At 72.8% G+C, this 15,627-nt stretch carries 17 protein-coding genes; 8 read left to right on the top strand and 9 right to left on the bottom strand.

Annotated elements, in window-relative coordinates; all coding sequences use genetic code 11:
- Positions 1-23 precede the first annotated feature (23 nt).
- Positions 24-938, bottom strand: a complete 915-nt coding sequence (locus HUT06_RS18620) for a MerR family transcriptional regulator (RefSeq protein ID WP_176196903.1) — start codon at positions 936-938, stop codon at positions 24-26.
- 89 nt (positions 939-1,027) lie between these two features.
- On the opposite strand from HUT06_RS18620, the gene HUT06_RS18615 reads away from it, so the two are divergent.
- Complete coding sequence (locus HUT06_RS18615) at positions 1,028-1,558, top strand: putative immunity protein (RefSeq protein WP_254715258.1); 531 nt, start codon at positions 1,028-1,030, stop codon at positions 1,556-1,558.
- Here the strand turns inward: HUT06_RS18615 and HUT06_RS18610 are convergent.
- From HUT06_RS18610 to HUT06_RS18600, 3 genes are read right to left on the bottom strand one after another with little or no spacing between them, the layout of a single operon-like run.
- Positions 1,555-2,154, bottom strand: a complete 600-nt coding sequence (locus HUT06_RS18610; protein ID WP_176196902.1) for a dihydrofolate reductase family protein — start codon at positions 2,152-2,154, stop codon at positions 1,555-1,557. The two genes, HUT06_RS18615 and HUT06_RS18610, sit on opposite strands and share 4 nt — an antisense overlap.
- A gap of 36 nt (positions 2,155-2,190) precedes the next feature.
- On the bottom strand, positions 2,191-2,967 hold the full coding sequence (locus tag HUT06_RS18605; protein ID WP_176196901.1) for an ABC transporter permease: 777 nt from the start codon (positions 2,965-2,967) through the stop codon (positions 2,191-2,193).
- The gene (locus HUT06_RS18600) at positions 2,964-3,899 is read right to left on the bottom strand and encodes an ATP-binding cassette domain-containing protein (protein ID WP_176196900.1); all 936 of its coding nucleotides are present in this window, start codon (positions 3,897-3,899) and stop codon (positions 2,964-2,966) included. Before HUT06_RS18600 ends, HUT06_RS18605 begins: the two co-directional genes overlap by 4 nt.
- A 67-nt stretch (positions 3,900-3,966) precedes the next feature.
- On the opposite strand from HUT06_RS18600, the gene HUT06_RS18595 reads away from it, so the two are divergent.
- On the top strand, positions 3,967-4,770 hold the full coding sequence (locus tag HUT06_RS18595) for a TetR/AcrR family transcriptional regulator (RefSeq protein ID WP_176196899.1): 804 nt from the start codon (positions 3,967-3,969) through the stop codon (positions 4,768-4,770).
- Here the strand turns inward: HUT06_RS18595 and HUT06_RS18590 are convergent.
- Positions 4,716-6,287, bottom strand: a complete 1,572-nt coding sequence (locus HUT06_RS18590; RefSeq protein WP_176196898.1) for an ABC-F family ATP-binding cassette domain-containing protein — start codon at positions 6,285-6,287, stop codon at positions 4,716-4,718. The two genes, HUT06_RS18595 and HUT06_RS18590, sit on opposite strands and share 55 nt — an antisense overlap.
- A gap of 74 nt (positions 6,288-6,361) precedes the next feature.
- Here HUT06_RS18590 and HUT06_RS18585 point away from each other — a divergent pair, with 74 nt between their 5' ends.
- Positions 6,362-7,018 carry a TetR/AcrR family transcriptional regulator C-terminal domain-containing protein gene (locus HUT06_RS18585; RefSeq protein WP_176196897.1) on the top strand — a complete coding sequence of 219 codons (657 nt, stop codon included), beginning with the start codon at positions 6,362-6,364 and terminating at the stop codon, positions 7,016-7,018.
- On the opposite strand, the gene HUT06_RS18580 is transcribed toward HUT06_RS18585, so the two are convergent.
- From HUT06_RS18580 to HUT06_RS18565, 4 genes are all read right to left on the bottom strand, one after another.
- A complete protein-coding gene (locus HUT06_RS18580; protein ID WP_176196896.1) occupies positions 7,005-9,359 on the bottom strand; it encodes a penicillin acylase family protein in 2,355 nt (784 codons plus the stop codon). The genes HUT06_RS18585 and HUT06_RS18580 overlap by 14 nt on opposite strands.
- Before the next feature lie 72 nt (positions 9,360-9,431).
- Positions 9,432-9,890 (bottom strand): NUDIX domain-containing protein, encoded by a 459-nt coding sequence (locus HUT06_RS18575; protein ID WP_176196895.1) that lies wholly within the window; start codon positions 9,888-9,890, stop codon positions 9,432-9,434.
- Positions 9,887-10,525 (bottom strand): response regulator transcription factor, encoded by a 639-nt coding sequence (locus HUT06_RS18570; RefSeq protein ID WP_176196894.1) that lies wholly within the window; start codon positions 10,523-10,525, stop codon positions 9,887-9,889. The genes HUT06_RS18575 and HUT06_RS18570 overlap by 4 nt, the downstream gene beginning before the upstream one ends.
- Positions 10,513-11,730, bottom strand: a complete 1,218-nt coding sequence (locus HUT06_RS18565; RefSeq protein WP_176196893.1) for a sensor histidine kinase — start codon at positions 11,728-11,730, stop codon at positions 10,513-10,515. The genes HUT06_RS18570 and HUT06_RS18565 overlap by 13 nt, the downstream gene beginning before the upstream one ends.
- Before the next feature lie 185 nt (positions 11,731-11,915).
- On the opposite strand from HUT06_RS18565, the gene HUT06_RS18560 reads away from it, so the two are divergent.
- The 5 genes from HUT06_RS18560 to HUT06_RS18540 all read left to right on the top strand — a co-directional run bounded on the left by HUT06_RS18560 (position 11,916) and on the right by HUT06_RS18540 (position 15,625).
- Entirely contained in the window at positions 11,916-12,755 is an 840-nt protein-coding gene (locus HUT06_RS18560) for a DUF4253 domain-containing protein (protein WP_176196892.1), read from the top strand.
- 209 nt (positions 12,756-12,964) lie between these two features.
- Complete coding sequence (locus HUT06_RS18555; protein WP_176196891.1) at positions 12,965-13,798, top strand: STAS domain-containing protein; 834 nt, start codon at positions 12,965-12,967, stop codon at positions 13,796-13,798.
- Positions 13,798-14,172 (top strand): STAS domain-containing protein, encoded by a 375-nt coding sequence (locus HUT06_RS18550; RefSeq protein WP_176196890.1) that lies wholly within the window; start codon positions 13,798-13,800, stop codon positions 14,170-14,172. Before HUT06_RS18555 ends, HUT06_RS18550 begins: the two co-directional genes overlap by 1 nt.
- Complete coding sequence (locus HUT06_RS18545) at positions 14,169-14,579, top strand: ATP-binding protein (protein WP_176196889.1); 411 nt, start codon at positions 14,169-14,171, stop codon at positions 14,577-14,579. Before HUT06_RS18550 ends, HUT06_RS18545 begins: the two co-directional genes overlap by 4 nt.
- A complete protein-coding gene (locus tag HUT06_RS18540; RefSeq protein WP_176196888.1) occupies positions 14,567-15,625 on the top strand; it encodes an ATP-binding protein in 1,059 nt (352 codons plus the stop codon). Before HUT06_RS18545 ends, HUT06_RS18540 begins: the two co-directional genes overlap by 13 nt.
- The last annotated feature ends 2 nt before the right edge of the window (positions 15,626-15,627 follow it).

Below are 15,627 nucleotides of genomic sequence, written 5' to 3'. Positions count from 1 at the left end.
GTCTGTCGCCGTTGGTCTTACGGCTAGTGCTCGGTCTGAGCCATTGCTGTGAGGAACCAGTCGAGCTCCTTGCCGGGGTAGTTGGGCGGGTCCCAGCCGTTGATGATCGACAGGAGCTCCGAGTAGCGTTCGCGGCGCGGATCGGCGGCGGCGGTCAGGTGGGCGGCGAGGCTTTCGCGCAGGGCTGCGTCATCTTCCTGCTCTTGGACGGCGGCGTAGGCGGTGGTGATTTGTGTGACGGACTGAGCCGCTTCCGGGGAGTTGGTGGTGACGCCGGCTGCCAGCAGCGGGGCCACGGTCTCCGCGACGCGCGCGACGATGGGCTTGCGCGGTGGGGCCGTTTCCAAGGCGGGGTGCTCGGTGAACAGGCCGCGCATCAGTGACCGGAACTCCGGGTCTTCGGCGAGTTCGGCCAACTCCACCCATGCCTCCAACTGCTCGGACGTGGGGTCGTCGGGCAGTTCGGGTGCCATGGATCGGTGCAGGACGCGCGAGAGCGGGCCCGCGTCGGGATCCCCGAAAGCGCTGTTCAGGAAGTCGTCGACGAGGGTGTCACGCTCAGCGGCGGAAAGGCGGGCGAGTCGGTGCATGAAATCCATCTCCTCGGGTGTGGAGCCGCGCCTGGCCGCGGCTGAGAGCACCGCGTAGCGCAGCCGGAGGACGCGCATCTGTACGGCGACCGCCTCGGCATGGGCGGCGGCCTCGGCGGCTGGTAGTCGACGGTCCAAGATCCTCTCGATGGTGGCCAGGTCGATCCCGAGTTCGCGCAGCGTCCGCACGAGTCCGAGGCGCATCACGGCTTCCGGCCCGTACCGCCGATGTCCTGCCGCGCTTCTGCCATGCTCCGGCACCAGGCCGCGCTCCGAGTAGAAGCGCACGGCCTTCACCGTGACTCCGCCTAGCCGCGCCAACTCGCCGATCGAGTAGCCACCGTCCATGCCTGAACCCTGGCACCTCCCCCAAGGGGAGTTTCAACTCGACTGTGTGATGATCTTCTGCGGATCGGGGCGTATGGAGGGGTGGACTGGTGTCCGGTGACTTTGAGCTGACCATGGATGAGCTTCGGGTCGTGGCGCGGTTCGTGGCGGAGAGTGCGCAGGACGTTCTGCCGGTGTTCGCGGAGGCCGTGCCCGAGGACTCCCGGCCGCGTGCGGCCCTTGACGCGGCGTGGGAGTTCGTCAATGGCGCCCGGCGGACGAAGTTGCAGCGTGTTACGTCGCTGGACGCGCACCGGGCGGCGAAGGAGGCGGGTACCGAGGTCGCGCGTCTTGCCGCGCAGGCTGCCGGGGACGCCGCGTCCGCCGCCTACCTGCATCCCATAGCGCGGGCCACCCAGGTCGGGCACATCTTGCGGGGTGCGGCCAGCGCGGCACGGATCGGCGAGTTGCAGGCCGGGGACGATTCCGCGGTCGGAGACATGCTGATCGAGCAGGCTCAGGGGCGGGCCACGCCCGTGCTGGTCGATGTTCTGTCGCGGTATCCGCTCGCGCCGGCTGGTAAGAGTCGCGTCGCGCAGCTCATGAGTGCTCTGGACGCCTCCTTGCGGGCGGCCCGCTAGCCCACCACGTCGTAGGTCAGGTGTGTCGCGGTCGATGTCGGGATCACTGTGCGCTGCACTAGCTTGCGTGGTGCTCCGCCCCTGAAGAGGGGTGTTCCGGCGCCCAGGACGACCGGAGCGAGGTGCAGGGCCAGCACGTCGACCAGACCGGCTTCGAACGCTGAGGCGATTGTGGCGCCGCCGCCCATGAGGATGACGTCCTTGTCCACCGCCTCGGCTTGCCGCCGGGCGGCGGCTACGGCGTCCGGTAGGCCCGTCGTGACGAACGTCCAGTCGAGGCCGGTGAGCCGTACCGACTCCGGCGGCGAACTCGTCACGACGAAGAACGCGGGCTTGCCCACCTCGCCGGCGCCGTAGCCGGTCGTGTCGTCCCAGCCGCCCGGGCCGTCGACGATGTCGAAGAGGTTGCGGCCCAGGACGACGGCGCCCGAGCGGGACGTCCCCTCGCGGAGGATCCGGCGGTCGTCGGGGTCGTCGGAGAAGGCCCAGGAGTGCAGGGCCTCTCCGCCAGTGCCGAGACCGTTCTCCAGGCTCGGGTCAGGGCCGGTGACGAAGCCGTCCAGGGAGACCGAGATGTCCGCGATGATTTGCGTCATGCCCGGGTTGACTCGCTGTGGCCCTGAGACTCATCGCTATGCCGACGTTCTGCGGCGGAACAGAACGGCCGCGAGCGGCACGCTGATCACCACCGTGCCCAGGAGCCAGGCCGCCGCCACCGCGCCGGAGGAGCCCATCGGCTGGTTCAGGAGCAGGGAGCGGAGCGCTTCCACGATCGGTGTGATCGGCTGGTTGTCGGCGAAGCCGCGCAGCGCGGCCGGCATGGTCTCGGCCGGGACGAACCCGTCCGACAGGTACGGCAGGAACAGGACCAGGAAGCTGAACGCGCCCGCCGCCTGGACCGACTTGACCAGGAGCCCCCACAGCACCGCCAGCGACGACACCGCCACCACGTACCCCGCCAGCAGGGCCAGCGTGAGCGCCCAGTCGGCGAGTCCGGCGTCAGGACGGAAGCCCATGACGACTGCCGCGAGCAGGGCGATGCCGCAGGCCGCGACGTTGCGGACCAGCGAGGCGACCACGTGCCCGGCCGGGACCGTCCAGCCGCTGATCGGCAAAGTGCGGAAGCGGTCGATCATGCCTCCGGTCATGTCCTCGGCGATGGCCGAGGCGGTCAGCGCGGCGCCGTAGCCGCCGGACATGAGCAGGATGGCGGGTACCACGAAGTCGATGTAGGCGAGGCCGCTGGAGCCGGTGTCGATCGCCCCGCCGAAGACGTGCACGAACAGCGCCATCATGATCACCGGCAGCGCGGTGTTCACGATGAGGCCGTCGAGGATGCGCAGCTCGCGGCGCAGGTCGCGGACGACGAGGCGGCGCAGGTCGCCTGCGGCGGTCAGGACGGCGCTCATGCCGCTCCCTCCGTCAGCTCGAAGAAGACGTCGTCGAGCGTGGGGGCGCGCAGCTCGACGCTCTCGACGCTGACGCCGGCGCGATGCATCAGGTCCAGTGCGTGGCGCAGGTGGTCGGGGCCGTGGACGGGCATGGTGACCTCGCGCGCTTCGGCGTCGAGATGCGCTGCGGTGTCGCCGCCGAGCGCCGTCGCGGCGCGCGGTACGTCTCCGGTCGCGGCCAGGCGCAGCAGCAGGCGCTCGGCGCCCACCTGGCGCTTCAGTGCGGCGGGCGAGTCGTCGGCCGCGACGCGGCCGTCGTTGATCACCACGACGCGGTCGGCGAGCCGGTCGGCCTCCTCCAGGTACTGGGTGGTGAGCAGGATGGTCGTGCCGGCGGCCAGCAGTTCGCGGATCACCGACCACAGCTCGGCGCGGCTGCGCGGGTCGAGCCCGGTCGTGGGCTCGTCCAGGAACAGGATCCGCGGCTCCGACACCATGCTCGCCGCGAGGTCGAGTCGCCGCCGCATGCCGCCGGAGTAGGTCGCGACGCGCCGGTTCGCGGCGGCGGCGAGGCCGAAGCGCTCCAGGAGTTCACCGGCCCGCCGCCGGGCCCGGCGGCCGCCGAGGTGGCTGAGGCCGGCGAACAGTTCGAGGTTCTCCCGCCCGGTCAGCAGCTCGTCCACCGTGGCCTGCTGGGCGGTCAGGCCGATCGCCCGGCGCACCGCCGCGCCCTCGCGGACGACGTCGTGTCCGCCGACCGCCGCCGTGCCGCCGTCGGGGGCGAGCAGCGTGGTCAGGATGCGGACGGTCGTGGTCTTGCCCGAGCCGTTCGGGCCGAGCAGGGCCAGAAGCGACCCGGTGGGCACGGTCAGATCGATCCCCTTCAGCACCGGGGTCGCCCCGAAGGACTTCGTCAGGCCGCGGGCCCGGATCGCTTCTGTGAATGTCATACTGTGTATCGCGTTCACTGTTTTGAGTATGCACAATTTCAGGAGCTGGTCAAGAAGGAGGGGTTCCATGGCGGACGACCGGACGCTGCCGCCCGTGCTGCGGCGCATGTGGGGGCGCGAACCGGCGTCGCGCCGCGGGCCGCGGCCGCGACTGGACCTGGCCGCGATCACCGACGCCGCCATCGAGATCGCCGACGCCGAGGGACTCGCGGGAGTCTCGATGGCCAGTGTCGCCGGACAGGTCGGCGTGGCGGCGACGGCCCTCTACCGGTACGTCGGTAGCAAGGACGAGCTGCTCATCGCCATGACCGACGCCGTCGTGCCGGACCCCCCCGAGCCGGACGGTCTCCCCTGGCGCGACTACCTCGCCCTCTGGTGCCGGGCGCAGCGTGACGCCGTCCTGGAGCACACGTGGCTGCTGTCCGTCGACCGGCTCGCCCCGCCGCTCGGCCCGCGCCGGCTGCTGTGGCTGGACCGCGCGCTGGCCTCCCTCGACGGCACGGGGCTCCACGACGGCGAGAAGGTCAACGTGGCGACCGCCCTCGCCGGGTACGCGCTCACCGACGCGGCGATCGTCCACGGTGTCGGGGGCGGCGACGCCCACACGGAGACCGCCGCGATCAGCGGCGCCGCCGACTACGGCGACATGCTGGCCGAGTTGCTCGACCCGGCGACCTATCCGGCCCTGTCGGCGGCGATGCGCTCGGGGGCCATGCAGGGCGCGGAGGGCTGGGTGGACGACGGCGACTTCGTCTTCGGTCTCGACCTGCTGCTCGACGGCGTCGAGGCGCTGGTCGAACGGCGCCGCCGCACGGCTCAGGCCGGAGTCGACGACTCGTTGACGGTGCCGGAGGATCCGAAGACCATGTAGCGGTCGAAGTCGGCGGCGAACCAGCGGTCGTGGGTGACGGCCAGGACGGTGCCCGCGTAGGACGCCAGGCCCTCCTGGAGGGCTTCGGCGCCGGCGAGGTCGAGGTTGTCGGTCGGCTCGTCCAGGAGGAGCAGCGTCGCGCCCGACAGTTCGAGGAGGAGGATCTGCAGGCGGGCCTGCTGGCCGCCGGAGAGCGTCTCGAAAGGGCGGGAGCCCGCCGGGGCCAGCTCGTAGCGGGCTAGCGCGGCCATGGCGTCGTTGCGGGTGAGCGCGTGCTGCGACATCACGATGTCGGCGGGTGTGCGGCCGTGCAGGTCGGGGCGGGTGTGCGTTTGGACGAAGAGGCCGGGCACCACGCGGGCGCCGAGGCGGAACCCGCCGGTGTGCGGGACGTCGTGCCCGGCCAGCAGGCGCAGGAACGTCGATTTGCCCGAGCCGTTCGAGCCGAGCACCGCGACGCGTTCGCCGTACCAGATCTCCGTGGCGAAGGGGCGGGTCAGGCCTGTCAGCTCCAGGGACTCGCAGATCAGGGCTCGTTTGCCGGTACGGCCGCCGCGCAGGCGCATCCGTACGTTCTGGTCCTTGGGCGCGCTGCGCGGCGGGCCCGCCTCCTCGAAGCGCGCCAGGCGGGTGCGGGCGGCCTGATAGGACGAGGCCACCGCGTCGTTGTTGGCGGCGCGCTGGCGGAGCACGTGGACGAGTTGCTTCAGGCGGGTGTGCTCCTCGTCCCAGCGGCGGCGCCGCTCATGAAGGCGTTCGGTGCGGTCGCGCCGGGCCTGCGCATAGCCCGCGAAACCGCCGCCATGGACCCAGATGTCGCGCGACTCCACGGTGATGATGCGGTCGGCCGTGTCGGCGATGAGCTGCCGGTCGTGGGAGACCAAGAGGACGGTCTTGGCGGTGGCGCGGACTTTCTCGGCCAGCCATTCCTTCGCGGGGACGTCCAGGTAGTTGTCGGGTTCGTCCAGGAGGAGCACTTCGTCCGGGCCGCGGAGGAGGGCCTCCAGGACAAGGCGCTTCTGCTCGCCGCCCGAGAGGGTCGTCACGCCGCGCGCTCTCGCCTCGTCGAACGGCAGACCGAGCGCGGCCGTCGTGCAGGCGTCCCAGACGACCTCGATGTCGTAGCCGCCCGCGTCCGTGTAGTCGGTGATCGCCTCGGCGTAGGCGAGTTGGGTGCGCTCAGCATCGTCCAGGGCGCCTTCTGCGCGGGCCAGACGCTCCGCCGCGCCGCGTACTCGTTCGGGCGCCACCGACAGCAGCAGGTCGTGGACGGTCCGGTCGTCGCGGATGCCGCCGATGAACTGCCGCATCACGCCGAGGCCACCGGTGCTCGTGATGACACCGTCCGACGGCTGGACGTCACTGGCGATCAGTCTCAGGAGCGTCGTCTTGCCCGCGCCGTTCGGGCCGATGAGCGCGACCTTGGCCCCCTCCCCCACGCGGAACGAGACGTCGTCCAGCAGGAGGCGTCCGTCTGGGAGTGCGTAGCTCAGCCGGCTCACCTCGATGTGCCCCACGCACCCTCCTAGTACAGCGATCGAGTTACTAGACCAATGATCCGGTACTCGTTCAATGTACTAGTCTCGGTCGCATGACGGAGAGCGTGTGGTTGCGCGAGGGGCGACGGTCGCGGCGGGAGGGGCCGCCGCTGTCCCGGGAGCGGATCGTGGCCGAGGCCGTGGCCCTGCTGGACGAGGAGGGCGCCGCACGGCTCACCATGCGGCGCCTCGCCGAGCGCCTCGACACCGGGTCCACGACGCTGTACTGGCACGTCAAGACCAAGGACGACGTCCTCGAACTGGCCCTCGACAGCATCTTCGGCGACGTGGCACTGCCGCACGGCGACCGGGACTGGCGCGCCGCCGTGGTCGCGCTGATGTCGGGCTGGCGGCGCGCCATGCTCGACCACCCGTGGTCGGCGGCGGTTCTGGGCGGACGCCCCCTGCTGGGTTCCAACGTGCTCGCCCGCACGGACTTCCTCTACGCGACGCTCGCCACGACCGGCCTGACCGGTGCGCGGCTCGCCACCGCCGCCTACGCGGTGGCCAACTACGTCATCGGGTCGGCCCTCATGGAAGTCGGTGCGCACGGCTCCGCTCCCGACGCCGCCGAGCATCTCGCCCGCAGCCGCGACCTGTACCCGGCTCTCGCCGAGCACGGCCACCTGGACGACGGCGACTGGGACGCCGCCTTCGTCCAGGGGCTCGACTACCTCCTCGACGGGATCGGCGGCGTCACTTCCCGGTGAGGGTGACCACCTTCAGGCCCGGCGCCCGGTTGATCTCGCCGGCGCAGAACCGCTCGGTGACCCACTGCTTCTTGGAGAAGAGGCGGGTCTGGTCCGCGTAGTGCGGTGACGTCGGGTCGGTCGACTGGGAGTAGGTGAGGAGGGTCCGGGTGTCGGGGCACTTGTCGCCGTCGAACGAGACGACCTGGACGTAGCTGGAGCCCGTGGTGATCTCCGTGTAGCCCTTGCCCGGCGTCCACGTGCCCTCGACCTTGTTGAGGACGCCGAGGTTCTCGGTGCCGCCGCCGATCGGGATCCGCTCGCCGTTGCGGGTGACGTACTGGTGGTCGCCAAGCGGCGCGTCCAACGGGATGTTCGACTTCTTCAGCTCGTCGACCGCGTCCAGCAACGCCTTGCGGGCGGCCCAGGAGCCGGTGTTGAAGTCGCGCGGAGTGTTGACCGCGTCGGACGCGTTGAACGGCGTCCTCCACAAGTCCCACGCGGAGAGCGCCTTGCGCCAGTACCGGTCGAACAGGAGCGCGCCGCGGCTGCCGGTGTCGGCCGTCTTGTCCCACCCGGCCAGGACGTCGCAGGGCTCGCCGAGGCGCATGTCGCGGCACATCTTCACCGTTCCGGCGGCGGCGAGTTCGCCCGCGTGGTTGCGGTTCGCGAAGACGAGGTCCTGCATGTCGGCGCGGGTGAACTTGCTCTCGGCGAGCTGGTCCTGGACGGAGACGATGCCGCTCCTCGTCCGAAGGCTGCGGGCGGCCTCCTCATCGCCGATGATGCGGTCGTAACCGGTGAGCGGCTTGTCCGGGTTGGACAGCCAGTAGCTGTCGTTGGAGTTGGTGACGTAGTCGTCCCGGGTCAGCACCGGATACCGGTCGGGGTCGAGGATCCCCGGCTGGACGGTCCCCGGCGCCTTCCCCGGTGCGCAGGACGAGCGGGTGCCGTCCAGGATCGCGAGGCCCGCCTGCCGGAACGTCACGTGGCCGAGGAGGGAGTTGCAGCGGTCCGCGAACGCGTTCGTGACGTTCGGCAGCACCTGGATCTGGGCGAACAGCGCCTTGCCGCGCGCGTCGGCCGCGATGGTGTTCACCCAGGGCAGCCCCTGGGTCTGCTTCAGCGCGCGGACGGCGTCGTCGGTCGTACGTGCCTTGCCCAGGGCGAGGGAGGTGTTCGCCAGGCGCAGGTTGGTGGCGTTCGGGTCGGTGAGCGCGTAGGCGTTCCAGGTCGTCCACGGAAGCCCGATGGACGAGACGGACGTGACGATCGGGCCGAACCGGCTCCGCCACTGGGTCCTGGTGACCGGCTTGACCGAGCCGTCCGCCTGCTTCGCCTGGACGGTGACCCGCCGCTGGGTCATCTTCTCGACCTTGCCGTCCACGAAGTAGGACGTCGGGTCGCCCGGCACCAGCCGCAGCTCGGTCAGGCTGAACGGGACGCCGGTCGCGACGGTGTGGCTCCACGCGAACGTCGAGGTGTGCCCGATGTTGACGGACGGCGACCCGAGCAGCGCGGCACCGCTCACGTTCAGCTTCCCGGGGATCGTCTGCTGCATCTGCCAGAAGCGCCGCCCGTTGTGCCACGGATAGTGCGGGTTGCCCAGGAGCAGGCCGCGCCCGTTCGCGGTGGCGCCGCCGCCGACGGCGATGGCGTTGCTGCCCATGTCGGCGTCGGCGAGCAGCTTGCGCGCACCCTCGGCGGCCTTCTCCAGCGACGGAGACTCGGTCCGCGCGGAGCCGGGAGGCGCCGCCTCGGTGATCTGGTCGGTGACCATGCCGGAGCCGCCGAGCATGGCGAGGGCGTAGCCGCGCCGGTAGACGTCCAGCTCGGTGATGGGCCGCAGCCACGCGGCGCCCTTGCACGCCGGGTCGGTGACCTTGCCCTCGCGCAGGTAGCGGTTGTAACCGGCGGCCCAGCCCCGGCTGAGGTCGCGCACCTCGGCGCTCGGGCCGTAGGGGGCGGGCGCGGCGGCCAGCCGCTCGACGACCTTGCTGTCGTTGATGCCGGTGAAGAACACGTCGCTGGCGAGGTTGGTGGACGCCGACGACAGGGCCCTGTCCGGCGCGCCGTCCGGGCCGAAGTACTTGGAGCGCTCCCCGCTCAGCGTGACGACGCCCTGCGCCAGCAGGCACAGGTCGTCCTTGGCCGCCGCGTAGCCGGTGCCGTATCCGAGGCCGGCGTAGTCGCGCGCGGTGATGTGCGGGATGCCGTACTCGGTGTAGCGGATCGTCGCCGACATGGCGCGTTCGCCGGCTTTGGCGGGGGCGGAGGTCGTGGCGGCGGAGGAGGTCACGGGCGTCAGGACGGCGGCGGCGACCACCGCCGCTCCGGCCGCGCGCAGGGCGGTACGCGACATGGGACTCCTTGATCACAGAAGTCCCGCAAAGTTCGCACACGTGATCGTTCCTGGCAAGACCTGCGGGAGGACCTACGGGAGGAGGCCGGGGAGGTCGGCCGCGTGGTCCTGGAGGTAGGCGGCGAGGGTCTGGGGGATCAGGTCGATGGCGGCCAGGCCGGCGGGGGTGCAGGGGACGAGGTCGACGTCGTAGCGACCGCGGGAGGGGTCCTCGAACTCGGGGCCGTGGCGGCGGGACAGGTCCATCGAGGCCAGCCGGCAGACGTAGAAGGTGTTGAGCCGGTACAGCCCGGGCGACTCCTCGCCGCACGCGAAGACCTGCCGGACGGGCCCGGCGGTCGCGCCGAGCTCCTCGTCCAGCTCGCGGCGCAGCGCGGCCTCCGGGGACGCGTCGTCCGGCTCGATCTTCCCGCCCGGGGTCGTCCAGTAGACGGGCCGGTCCGGGCGGGTGCGGCGCAGCAGGACGAGCGCGCCGCCGTCGAGGAGGAGGGCGCGCACGGCCCGGCGGACCCGCACGGGTTCGGGCCTCACGAGTTCAGGTAGGCCAGGACGGCCAGGACGCGGCGGTGCCCGCTGTCGGACGGCGGCAGGCCGAGCTTGGCGAACACGGCGCCGATGTGCTTGCTGACCGACCGCTCGGTGATCACGAGGGTGGCGGCGATGGTGGTGTTGTCGAGGCCCTGCGCCATCAGCCCGAGGACCTCGCGCTCGCGCGGCGTGAGCGCCTGCAGCGGGTCCTGGCGGGTGGTCATCAGCTGGGACACGACCTCGGGGTCGAGGGCGGTGCCGCCGGCGGCGACGCGGTCGAGGGCGTCCAGGAACTCGTCGACGCGGCTGACGCGGTCCTTCAGCAGGTAGCCGATGCCCTCGGCGCCGCCGGCGAGCAGCTCGGCGGCGTAGGTCTCCTCGACGTACTGCGACAGCACGAGCAGCGGCAGGCGGGGGATCCGCTTGCGCGCCTCGATCGCCGCGCGCAGCCCCTCGTCGCGGAACCCGGGCGGCAGCCGGACGTCGAGGACGGCGGCGTCGGGGCGGTGCTCCAGGATCGCGGGCAGCACCTCGGGCCCCTCCCCGGCGACGGCGGCGACCTCGTGCCCGCCCGCGTTCAGCAGCATGACGAGCCCCTCGCGGAGCAGGACGTTGTCCTCGGCGATCACGATCCGCACGGCAGCTCCACTTCGAGCGTCGTCCCTTGTCCGTCGGGGCTGTCGATGCGGGTCGTCCCGTCGAGCGCCGCGACCCGGCGGCGGATGCCGGCGAGGCCGCTGCCCCGGTCCGGATCGGCCCCGCCCTTGCCATCATCCCGCACGGTGATCACCAGGCGGGCCGGTTCGCGCCGCAGCGCCACCCGGCCGTGGCGGGCGCCGCTGTGCTTGGCGATGTTGGTGAGGGCCTCGGCGACGACGAAGTAGGCGGCGGCCTCGACGGCGGCGGGGGCGCGGCCGTCCGCGACGTCCAGCTCGACCGGGATCGGCTGGCCCGCGGCGAGCGCGCGCAGCGCCCCGGCCAGGCCCCGGTCGGACAGGATCGGCGGGTAGATGCCGCGGATCACGGTGCGCAGCTGGGTGAGCGCCTCCTCGATGCCGTCGCGGGCCTCCAGGAACAGGGCGCGCGCGGCGTCGGGGTCGGCGCCGAAGCGGCGGTCGGCGAGGCCGAGGCGCAGCGCGGCGGCGACGAGCTGGGCCTGCGTCCCGTCGTGCAGGTCGCGTTCGATGCGGCGCAGCTCGGCGCCGTGCGCCTCCAGCGCCTCGGCGCGGGTCTCGGTCAGCTCCTCGACCCGCTCGCTGAGGCTGGTGCGGCGGGTCGGGCCGAGCAGCGCGGCGGCGAGCCGGGCCTGCCAGCGGACGAGCCGCGGCACCAGCCACAGCAGGACGAGCAGGTCGAACGCCCCCTGGACGAACGGCATCGTCAGCGCCTTCGGCCAGCTGTCGAGGGTGATGAACGCCGACTGGGAGCCCTCGGGCGCCGCCCACCACCACAGCGGCAGCGACAGCGTGAACGGGATCGCGGGCCAGATCGCCACCGCGATCAGCGCGGCCTGCAGGCCGGTGAGGCCGTGCACCGCCATCCAGGCGGCGTCCCGCCAGGTCGCCCGCGACTTCAGCAGCCGGCGCCCCTCCGCCAGGCCGTCGCCCACCGGGCGGTACGGCTCGGGGATCTCGCGGCCGAGCAGCCGGCCGGCCCGGCGCCGCTCGGCGTTCGCGAGCCGGCGCAGCGGCCGCACCGCCGAGGGGAGCCACGGCAGCGCGACGGGCAGCAGCGCCAGGAAGGCGATCAGCGGGACGAGCCCGAACAGCGCGGGCACGGCGGTGCGCAGGGCGCCGGCCAGCTCGCGGGTCGCGTCCGCGCTGCGTTTCAGTGCGGTTCTCATGTCACCTCGCCATCGACGGTAGGCGACGGGGAGGGCCCCGCGCAGCCGTGCCCGCACCCGTTGAGGGGGTGTAGCCCGCTCCACCACGGGGAGTTTGGGACGACCGAACCGCACAGGTCGTCCCCCAGGCGGCCTCTCCCCCATTACGATCGCCACTGGCATGCTCTGTACCGGAACGGCGTGAAATGGATGATGTGGAGGTCCGGCACCTGCCGGGCGATCTGCCGCAGCTGTTCGACGACGGTGTCGGGGACGACACGGTCGCACGGACGCTGTCGGTGCCTCTGCCCGACGGGGACCTGGTCTGGCCCGACCCCGGGTACCCCCAGCGGCGGCAGCTCATGCGGCCCGCGCTCTGGCTGAGCGACGACCCCGTCCGCGGCGACCTGTGGGCCGCGCTGCGCGCCGAGCACCACCGTTCGGGGCTCTGGCCGCTGCTGATGGACGAGAGCGACCAGCCGTGGGCGGCCGGGCAGATCGCGCCCGAGCCGGTCAGCGAGGTCGCGAACTACCACCCGCACGCGTTCATGTACGAGGTGTGGGCCGACTTCGCCGAGCAGGCCGCCGACGGCGACCTGGAGGACCTCGCCCCCTACGGCCGGCACTGCCCCGGCCCCGCCCCCGCCGGGGTGCCGCTGGACGACCCGGGCACGGTCGCCGACCGGCACGCCCGCCTGCTCGCCGCCCGCGGGCTCTCGCTGGGGCTGGTCGCGGTGGAGCGGGGCGCCGACGCGCTGACCGCCGTCGGCTGGCAGGGCGCCCTCAACCACAACGAGTGGACGGCGCCGCTGTCGGCCGTCCTGCGCAGCTGGGAGGACCGGTTCGGCGCGCGCGTCGTCGGGCTCGGCTTCAACACGCTGGACCTGAGCGTCGCCGCGCCTCCCGTGACCACCCGGCACGCGGCGCAGGTCGCGGCCGAGCACTGGGCGTTCTGCCCCGACATCCTGTTCCAGGGCCCCGGGACCCTCGCCGGCTACGCGGAGGAGATCCGCGGCAAGACCTACTGGTCGTTCTGGTGGGACTGACCGGCGGGCCCGGCCCGGCCGGGTGACCCAAAAGTCGGTCATGGCGTGTGAACCTCCAGGTCATTTGCGCCGGTAGGGGCCTGTCGGGCGGTTACGGTGGGGCGGGTGAGCACCGGGTGGCGCGGCCCGGACGGGGCCACGGGCGACGCGTGCGGGCGGCGCTCTCGCGCGTCCGCCGTCCGGTCCGGGGGCACTGAGGGGGCGCTGCCATGACCGACGAAGCGGACGACGGGCACATCAGCGAGCTGCTGCGCGCCTGGCGGGAGCCGGTGCTGAACCGCTGGACCGAGCTGGTCGGGACGACCGTCCGGGGGCGCATCACCGAGGGCGAGCTCCGCTCGGAGCTGGGTGAGATGTACGAACTGGTCGTGCGGGCCCTCGACGGCGACCGGACGGCCGCCGGGGAGCTGCGGGCGACGCTCGCGGAGATCTCCCGCGGGCGGGCCCGGCAGGGCTTCAGCCCGACCGAGGTCGCGGTCGGCGTGTTCGCGCTGAAGCAGGCGCTGTACGAGCAGGTCCGCGCCACCCAGGACCGCAGGGCCTACGGCGAGCTCATCGACTTCTCCGCCTACATCGACGAGCTGGGGCTGGCCACGTTCGAGACCTACGCCGCCGCCCGCGAGCAGGTCATCGCCGACCAGGCCGAGCAGCTGCTGGAGCTGTCGACGCCCGTCGTGAAGCTGTGGGACGGGATCCTCGGGGTCCCGCTCGTCGGCACGCTGGACTCGGCCCGCACCCAGGTGGTGATGGAGACGCTGCTGGAGACGCTGGTGGACACCGGCTCCCGGTTCGCGGTGATCGACATCACGGGGGTGTCCGCCGTGGACACCGAGGTGGCGCAGCACCTGCTGAAGACGGTCATGGCGGCCCGGCTGATGGGCACCGAGTGCGTGATCTCCGGCGTCCGGCCGCAGATCGCGCAGACGATCGTGACGCTCGGCATCGAGTTCGGCGACATCGTGACGAAGGCCGACCTCGCCGACGCGCTCGCGTACACGCTCGACCGCAGCGGCGTGCGGCTGGCCCGCGAGGAGGGCGCCTGATGGACCGCGTGCCCATCCTCAAGATCGGGAACGTCCTGCTGGTGTCGATCCAGCTCGATCTGCAGGACCTGACCGTCCTGGCGCTGCAGGAGGACCTGGCCGACCGGATCACCGCCACCGGCGCGCACGGCGTCATCATCGACATCACCGCGGTGGAGATCGTCGACTCGTTCATCGGCCGCATGTTCGCCACCATCGCCGCCATGTCCCGGCTCATGGACGCCGAGACGGTCGTGGTCGGGATGCGCCCGGCGGTGGCGATCACGCTGGTGGAGCTCGGGCTCTCGCTCGGCGGGGTGCGCACCGCGCTGGACCTGGAGGAGGGCATGCGGCTGCTCGGCGCGGGGGTGCGCGGCGGGGCGGGCGCCCCGTGACGTCCCCGCCCGGTGAGGAGGTGCCGATCGTCTCGGGCGACGACGTGGTGCGCGTCCGGCAGCTGGTGCGCGCCGCCGCGGCGGCGGCCGGGCTGTCGCTGGTCGACCAGACCAAGATCGTCACGGCGGCGAGCGAGCTGGCGCGCAACACCTACGCCTACGGCGGCGGCGGCACGATGCGCATCGAGCGGGCGGCCGACGACCGGGGCAGGACGGGCGTGCGCATCGTCTTCCACGACGACGGCCCGGGCATCGCGGACGTCGAGCGGGCGCTGTCGGCGGGGTGGTCGAGCGGCACCGGGCTCGGGCTCGGCCTGTCCGGCGCCCGCCGGTTGTGCGACGAGTTCGACCTGACCAGCGAGGCCGGGAAGGGCACCACGGTGACGGTGGCCAAGTGGCCGCGCTGACCGGCGCCGGCTGGACGACCAGCCCGTCCCCCGCCGACGCGCTGCGGGTACGGGTGGAGGAGGAGAGCGCCGCGGCGGGGGTGCGGCGGCGCGTCACCGCGCTCGCCGAGCGGCTCGGGTTCGCCGGGGGGCGCCTGGAACGCGTGCGGCTGGCGGCGACCGAGGCCGCGACGAACCTCGCCCGGCACGCACGGCGGGGCGAGATGCTCCTGCGCATCGTGCGCGACGACCGGACCGCGGTGCTGGAGTTCGTCGCCTTCGACCGGGGGCCCGGCATCACCGACGTGCCGGTGTCGCTGCTGAACGGCTACTCGACCCGCGGGACGCTCGGGCTCGGGCTGGGCTCGATCGAGCGGCTCGCCGACGGCGGCGGCCTGTACTCGCTGCCCGGGGCCGGCACCGTGCTGTACGCGCGGTTCCTGCCGCCGGGCGCGCCCGCCGGCGCCGCGGCGCCCGACCCGCCGTTCGCCGGGCTGACGGTGCCGATCGACGGCGAGGAGGAGTGCGGGGACGCCTACACCGCCCGCCTTCTGGACGGCACGGTCTACGCACTGCTCTGCGACGGCCTCGGGCACGGCCCGCTCGCCGCGCGCGCGGCCTGGGAGGCGGTCCGGGCGGCGCACGAGACGGCGCTGCCCGCCTCCCCCGCCGACGTCCTGCGGAGCGTCGACCGGCGGCTCACCCCGACCCGGGGCGGCGCCGTCGCGGTCGCGGTCGTCGAGCCGGCCGCCGGCCGGGTGCGGTACGCCGGGATCGGCAACATCGCCGGGTGGATCGTCGCGCCGGACCGCAGGCAGGGCATGATCTCCGTGCCGGGGATCGCCGGGACGACCGCGAGGCGGATCCGGGAGCACTCCTACGCGCTGCCGCCGGGCGCGGCCGTGGTGCTGCACTCCGACGGCCTCACCGGCCGCTGGAGCCTCGCCGACCGGCCGGGCCTGCACCTGCGCGACCCGCTGCTGATCGCGGCGACGCTGCTGCGGGACGCCGGCGCGCACCACGACGACCGGTCCGTGCTCGCGATCGCCACGGACGGGCGGTGGTGAGG

The organism is Actinomadura sp. NAK00032 (assembly GCF_013364275.1).
Taxonomy (GTDB): Bacteria; Actinomycetota; Actinomycetes; order Streptosporangiales; family Streptosporangiaceae; genus Spirillospora.
This window is presented reverse-complemented; position numbering and strand designations above follow the sequence as displayed.

Coding starts and splice junctions, on each gene's coding strand:
- HUT06_RS18600 (WP_176196900.1), bottom strand. CDS start 3,899: ATGACATTCACAGAAGCGATCCGGGCCCGCGGCCTGACGAAGTCCTTC.
- HUT06_RS18565 (WP_176196893.1), bottom strand. CDS start 11,730: ATGAGAACCGCACTGAAACGCAGCGCGGACGCGACCCGCGAGCTGGCC.
- HUT06_RS18560 (WP_176196892.1), top strand. CDS start 11,916: ATGGATGATGTGGAGGTCCGGCACCTGCCGGGCGATCTGCCGCAGCTG.
- HUT06_RS18605 (WP_176196901.1), bottom strand. CDS start 2,967: ATGAGCGCCGTCCTGACCGCCGCAGGCGACCTGCGCCGCCTCGTCGTC.
- HUT06_RS18580 (WP_176196896.1), bottom strand. CDS start 9,359: ATGTCGCGTACCGCCCTGCGCGCGGCCGGAGCGGCGGTGGTCGCCGCC.
- HUT06_RS18550 (WP_176196890.1), top strand. CDS start 13,798: ATGGACCGCGTGCCCATCCTCAAGATCGGGAACGTCCTGCTGGTGTCG.
- HUT06_RS18610 (WP_176196902.1), bottom strand. CDS start 2,154: ATGACGCAAATCATCGCGGACATCTCGGTCTCCCTGGACGGCTTCGTC.
- HUT06_RS18595 (WP_176196899.1), top strand. CDS start 3,967: ATGGCGGACGACCGGACGCTGCCGCCCGTGCTGCGGCGCATGTGGGGG.
- HUT06_RS18585 (WP_176196897.1), top strand. CDS start 6,362: ATGACGGAGAGCGTGTGGTTGCGCGAGGGGCGACGGTCGCGGCGGGAG.
- HUT06_RS18620 (WP_176196903.1), bottom strand. CDS start 938: ATGGACGGTGGCTACTCGATCGGCGAGTTGGCGCGGCTAGGCGGAGTC.
- HUT06_RS18555 (WP_176196891.1), top strand. CDS start 12,965: ATGACCGACGAAGCGGACGACGGGCACATCAGCGAGCTGCTGCGCGCC.